The 5,749-nt window shown below is 66.9% G+C and carries 4 protein-coding genes; 2 read left to right on the top strand and 2 right to left on the bottom strand.

Going from position 1 to position 5,749, the window contains the following annotated elements; all coding sequences use genetic code 11:
* The coding region (locus ACHFFZ_RS16670) for an L-serine ammonia-lyase, iron-sulfur-dependent, subunit alpha (protein ID WP_394277714.1) at positions 1-537 on the top strand (537 nt) is incomplete at its 5' end.
* A gap of 34 nt (positions 538-571) precedes the next feature.
* On the top strand, positions 572-1,444 hold the full coding sequence (purU, locus tag ACHFFZ_RS16665) for a formyltetrahydrofolate deformylase (protein WP_394277715.1): 873 nt from the start codon (positions 572-574) through the stop codon (positions 1,442-1,444).
* A 416-nt stretch (positions 1,445-1,860) separates the two neighbouring features.
* Here purU and ACHFFZ_RS16660 read toward each other — a convergent pair whose 3' ends face one another.
* Positions 1,861-4,446 carry a DEAD/DEAH box helicase gene (locus tag ACHFFZ_RS16660; RefSeq protein ID WP_394277713.1) on the bottom strand — a complete coding sequence of 862 codons (2,586 nt, stop codon included), beginning with the start codon at positions 4,444-4,446 and terminating at the stop codon, positions 1,861-1,863.
* 5 nt (positions 4,447-4,451) lie between these two features.
* Positions 4,452-5,444 (bottom strand): DNA methyltransferase, encoded by a 993-nt coding sequence (locus tag ACHFFZ_RS16655; RefSeq protein ID WP_394277712.1) that lies wholly within the window; start codon positions 5,442-5,444, stop codon positions 4,452-4,454.
* Positions 5,445-5,749 lie beyond the last annotated feature (305 nt).

Raw genomic sequence — 5,749 nt, 5'->3', positions numbered from 1 at the left:
CTACTCGGGCGGATCGTGACCGCCCCGACCAACGGGGCAGCGGGCATCATCCCCGCCGTGCTGCACTACTACACCCGGGTCGTCGCCGGGGCGGACGAGGACGGCGTGGTGGAGTTCCTGCTGACGGCGGCCGCCGTCGGCATCCTCATCAAGGAGAACGCCTCCATCTCGGGCGCGGAGATGGGCTGCCAGGGCGAGGTGGGATCGGCCTGCTCCATGGCCGCCGCAGGCCTGTGCGCGGTGCTCGGCGGCACCCCGGAACAGGTCGAGAACGCGGCTGAGATCGGTATGGAGCACAACCTCGGGCTGACCTGCGACCCGGTGGGTGGGCTCGTGCAGATCCCGTGCATCGAGCGCAACGCCATCGGGGCCACCAAGGCGGTCAACGCGGCGCGCATGGCCCTGCACGGCGACGGCGAGCACAAGGTCTCCCTCGACCAGGTCATCAAGACCATGCGCGAGACTGGCAACGACATGAAGATCAAGTACAAGGAGACCTCCCGTGGTGGCCTCGCCGTCAACGTCATTGAATGCTGACCCGCACCAGCAGCAGCGCCCAGAGCCGGAGCCTGTGCACACCGCCCCGGCGACCGCGGAGCTGGTGCTGACCCTCGACTGTCCCGAGAAGCCTGGGATCGTGCACGCCGTCAGCGGTGTCCTCCTGGCGCACGGCTGCACAATCGTGGAGCTCACCCAGTTCGACGACCGGCGGCTGGCGCACTTCTTCATGCGCGTGCACGTGGCCTCCACCACCGGGCAGGCCTTGGACCGGGCGACCCTGGAAGCGGACCTCGCTCCGGTCGCAGAACGGTTCGGGATGCGCTGGGAGCTGGGCGAGCACGGGGCGAAGCGGCGCGTGCTGGTGATGGTCTCCAAGTTCGGCCACTGCCTCAACGACCTGCTCTTCCGCGCCTCCACCGGGGAGCTGCCCGTAGACATCGTCGCGGTGGTCTCCAACCACCGCGACCACCAGCGCCTGGTCGAGTGGCACGGCATCCCCTTCCACCACGTGCCCGTCACCGCCGACACCAAGCCACAGGCCGAGGCCCGTCTGCTGGAGCTCGTGGAGCGCTTCGAGGTGGACCTCGTGGTCCTGGCCCGCTACATGCAGGTGCTTAGTGACTCGCTCGCCACCCGGATGGAGGGACGGGTGATCAACATCCACCACTCGTTCCTGCCCAGCTTCAAGGGGGCCAAGCCGTACCACCAGGCCTACGACCGCGGGGTGAAGACCGTGGGCGCCACCGCCCATTACGTCACCGCCCAACTCGACGAAGGGCCCATCATTTCCCAGCAGGTCGTGCAGGTCGACCACACCTACGGCCCCGAGGACCTCGTGGCCGCTGGCCGCGACACCGAGTGCAAGGCCCTGTTCAACGCCGTGCGATGGCACTGCGAAGGACGCGTCATCCTCCACGGCAACCGCACCATCGTCCTGCGCTGACCCCACCACCCGGACCAGGGCGGACGGGACTGGTGCAGGAATAGGTGACCGATTCGGGGACAACTTGCCCGGGGCGATGCTCGTGACCGAGGACTCCCTCACAGCCGCCGGTCTGCAGGATGACCCGGAGCAGACGGGCCAAGGTGTTCCCGCAGACCCTGCCGGCCAGCCTGGCCCCTACGCCGTGCTGGGCAATGCCTCCACCGCGAAAGACCCCTACGCCCTCACCGTCGACGGCGTCCTGCCCCCACCCACACGCGCGCCGTTCCAGGGAGCCTGGATCCCCGTAGTCGGCTGCCTTCCCGTCGGGGCCACCACCCTGGACCCCATGATGGGCTTAGTTCCGTTGGACCCGGTGGTGCTGGTGGTCGTCCCGCCCCACATGCTCCCAGGGCGCTTCAACCTGGGTTTCTGCTTTAGTACGCGGGCGCGGCCTTGTACAGGGATTCAGCGTCCTGGGCTGCGTGGACGCCGGCCTGGACGACGTCGTTCTTCATGTCCAGCACCCGCAGCTGGCCGTCGATCTCAGCGACGGCCTCGATCCGGCCGAAGGCGTCCCCGTGTGCTTGGGCGTAGTCGGCCAGGCCCCGCAGCTTGGGCAAGGCGTCGGCCAGGTGCGTGCCGTGGGGGTCCACGATGTCCGCGCGGATCGTGCCGTCCTGGTTGGCGTGGAAGAAGAGGAAGTCCGGTCGTAGCGCCTGCCACTGGCCGGTGCCGTCCTGGAACGGGATCGCCAAAGACTGCTTGGAGGCCCGGGAGGGGTTGCGGTACCAGCCCCGGAAGGAGGGTTCGGCGGCTTCGGAGTCCAGCACCTGCTGCTCCCAGGCGTTCAGATCCACAGGTGCGGTGCCGTCCTCGGCGGCCATCAAATGCAGAGTGCGGGTCGGCAGAGGACGCTCGCTGCCATCAGGGAGGCGCTCCTGCTGGTCGGCCTGGGCCAACTTCGGGCGGGTCAGGTCCACACGTTCAGGCCGACGGGCCATCTCCCGCACCCGGTCATACACTGCCTGGCGCTCATCGGTCAGGCCGTTGATCTGCACGCGGTACTGGCTCAGCCAGTCCTGCACGAGCTTGTCGGCCTTGGCCTCCAGATCGGCGACGACCTCGGAGGTGCGGGCCAGGGAGGCGATGATGATGTCTCCTTCGCGCAGGTCGAGCTCCTCTTCGTCCTCGGGGACGATGTGATCGATGTAGGCCCCGGCGATCCAGCCGGTGAGGGTGCGGGCCGCTGCGGCAGCGGCCTCCTCGATGGCCCGGTCATCGGCCAGCAGCTCCAGGCTGGTGGTGCTCAGGGTTGTGGTTCCCAGCCGGCCGGTCAGCCGCTGGGCCGAGAGGGTGAGTACATCCTGGCGGGCCGCGGCGATCTGCTCGGAGTACTGCGCCCTGCATCCGTCCAGGAGCTTGCACATTGTGTGCGCGGCGGTCTTGACCGCCCCGGGCAGCAGCTCGTCGTGGGAGAGGGCGTTGGCCAGGATGTCCAGGCGCTTGAGTGGTTTGGTGGTGCCCTGGGGGATGTTCATCGAGGGCAGGGCGTCGAACACCGCCCACACGTCTTCTCCCACCGCCGGGTTCGGTGTCAGGGTGACCGGGTCGAACAGCACCCGCCGGGCGGATGCGCGGGCGGGGTCGGAAGTGGTGTCGTCCATGTCGGACTGTCCGCGCATCAAGGTCTGGGCGATGGCGGTGGAGGTGGTCTTGTCGAAGTGGGGCAGGAAGCAGTCGATGGAGTTGAGCACCTCGTTGCCCGGGATGCGTCGGGCCAGGGGGGTGCGGACCATCCGGCCCAGCAGCTGGTGGACGTAGGTGGCGTCCTTGTAGGTGCGGAAGGACATCAGCACCTCCGCCCTGGGGCAGTCCCATCCGGTGGAGATCGCCTCCATGGCCAGCAGCACCCGGATGTGCGTGGTTTCCTGCACTCGCTGTGGGGCGATGTAGTTGACGATCTGGCCGGGCAGGTGCCGGTCGGTGTGGGTGCCGAAGACGTGGGCGATGTCCTGGGGCCGCAGCTGGGGCCACTCCTGGTGGATGACATCCAGGATTCGCGAGAGGTGCTCGTCGCTGGGTTTGTCTGCGACCTGCACAACCAGTAGCGGCACCACCGGGTTCGGTTCGCCCTGCTCGGCGGCGTAGGCGGCCCAGGCCCTGGTGGAAGCCTTCGTGCGGGCCACGGCCTCGCGCAACAGCGTGGTGTCGAAGGCGCCGGCTTCCTCGGGGATGGTGAGGACCACATCGTCCTTGAGTAGCCCGGAGGCCTGCACGAGCGCGGGGTCGACTTGCACGGGGGAGAGCGCGTCCCGGTCGGTGGCATGGGCCATGGCCTGGGTGAAGCGTTCCACGGTGGCGGAGATCCCGAGCACGATCGGCATAGCCGGGGCCAGGGCGGTGCCGTTGATCAGGCGCTGGACGATGGTGGCCCGTTCCTGGTCGTTCTTCTTGGTGGTCTTCATGCCCCGGTGGGCCTCGTCCAGGATGAAGTACAGGGTTCGTCCGGGGGTGGCCACGGTGTTGGCGATGACGTCGTAGATGGTCCGCTGGGCCATGTCGGGGGCGGCCATCACCGGGGTGGCGGCGTTGGTGGGGTCCTGGGCCCCGCGCACCAGGCGGGCTCCTTCGCGCAGTTTCTGGGCATTGAGGAAGTACACCTGGCCGGGGGCGAAGGTGGTCTCAGCGAAGGAGTTCTCCACGGTGCGCAGCCGGCCATCGAGCTCGGAGGATGCGGCATGGATCCGGGCGCGGGACTGATCATTCAGGTCCGGGTCGTCGGAGAACCAGAGCACGGTGGCCCCGGGGTCGGGGGCGATGTCCTCGGTGTACTGGTCGGAACCGAAGAACAGGGCCTCGATGATGGCCGCGGCCATCACCGTCTTGCCGGCCCCGGTCGCCGCTGCCAGAGAGAACTGGGACAGGACCCCGTCGTCCTGGTAGTTCTTCCTGGCCCGATGCAGCCGGTTCAGGACCTGCTCGACAGCCTGGGCCTGGTAGTCCTTGAGGGTGTAACGCATGGGGGTCAGGCCCTCCGGTTGATCTGGAAGTTGTGCAGGTAGGACTCGTACAGGCGCACCGCGGTGGTGTGTTCAGGCAGCTGCCGGGCCACGGACTGGAAGGCCACCTCGGAGTCGGTCACGATGAACGCCATCCCCACCTGGGGGTCAGCCTCCAGGGCGGCCAAGAACTCGGGGGCGTGGTCCATGTCCTCAAGCACCCCGTAAGCCTGAGCCACATCCCAGCCCCGCTCCGGAAGGCTGGAGATGATGCGACCGCGAGAGCCTGCCTTGAGCCAGAGCATCGGCGCAACCCGGGCGAAGGCACGGTTGCGACGCACCTGCCGGGGCGCCTCATAGGTCAGAGTGAAGAACGCCGCATTCTCCCCGAAGCCATCGGCCATGGGGAACTCATCAGTAAATTTGTACTCGCCCTTGATCGGGTCCCCGGTCGGAGTCCTACCGGTGATCGCAGCGGTCACGCGGGGCTTGGTCACGTAGTCGCAGATGCCCCACTGCTCCCACTCCACATCACCGGGACGAAGCCCCTGCATTCGCAGGCCCACCTGCTCCTCCGCAGACACCTCATTGTTCGTCACGCTGATGCACTGACGGCGCCCACCGTCCTGCTTGTTCAGACGCATCACTGCATGAGCCGTCGTGCCCGAGCCGGAAAAGAAGTCCAGTACGACAGCGTCCGGCTTCTCCTTCACGTAAAAGCGAAGGGAGTCCTCTACTGCGTAGAGCGATTTGGGGAATGGGAATCGTCGGCCAGGTAAAAATCCACTGAGGAGTCTTGTTCCATGCTCAGAAGCAGAGTGCGCTGCTAGTGCCCACTGCGTGGTAGGAATTCGGCTTGCGGTCACTGTAGATTGCCCCTGAACGCTGATGACGCCTCTCTCGTCCTTACTGACCTCTCCAAACGCGCCTTCCAGGACCTTCTTCTGCTCCCCTGACTTCAGGTACGAGATAGCCGTCCTATCGCCCCTTAGGCGTCCGGAACGCAGGAACCCTTCCATGAGCAGGAGGCGTGCAGTCTCAGCACCGACCTGCCAGCGCCCCTCCGTTCCATCGTCACGGAGCGGCCACACTGCGACCGTTCCCTGGGGCGCTGAGTATGAGGCTCTATCCGAGTCGAGGGGAAGCGGATCGCCAATGGTGGTAATGGCTCCGTCATGCGCGTTAATTAGCACGGGGTAGAACATGCTTGGGCGGTCGCGGCGGGAAACTCCGGTGCCAGAACGGATCATGCTTACCCATCGAAGCTTGTCCGTCGTGGTCGCCCGCGACCCCTGCCACTCGCTCGTGAGCGGCTGGGGGAGAA

Origin of the sequence: Luteococcus sp., from assembly GCF_043424415.1 — a bacterium.
GTDB lineage: Bacteria > Actinomycetota > Actinomycetes > Propionibacteriales > Propionibacteriaceae > Luteococcus.
This window is presented reverse-complemented; position numbering and strand designations above follow the sequence as displayed.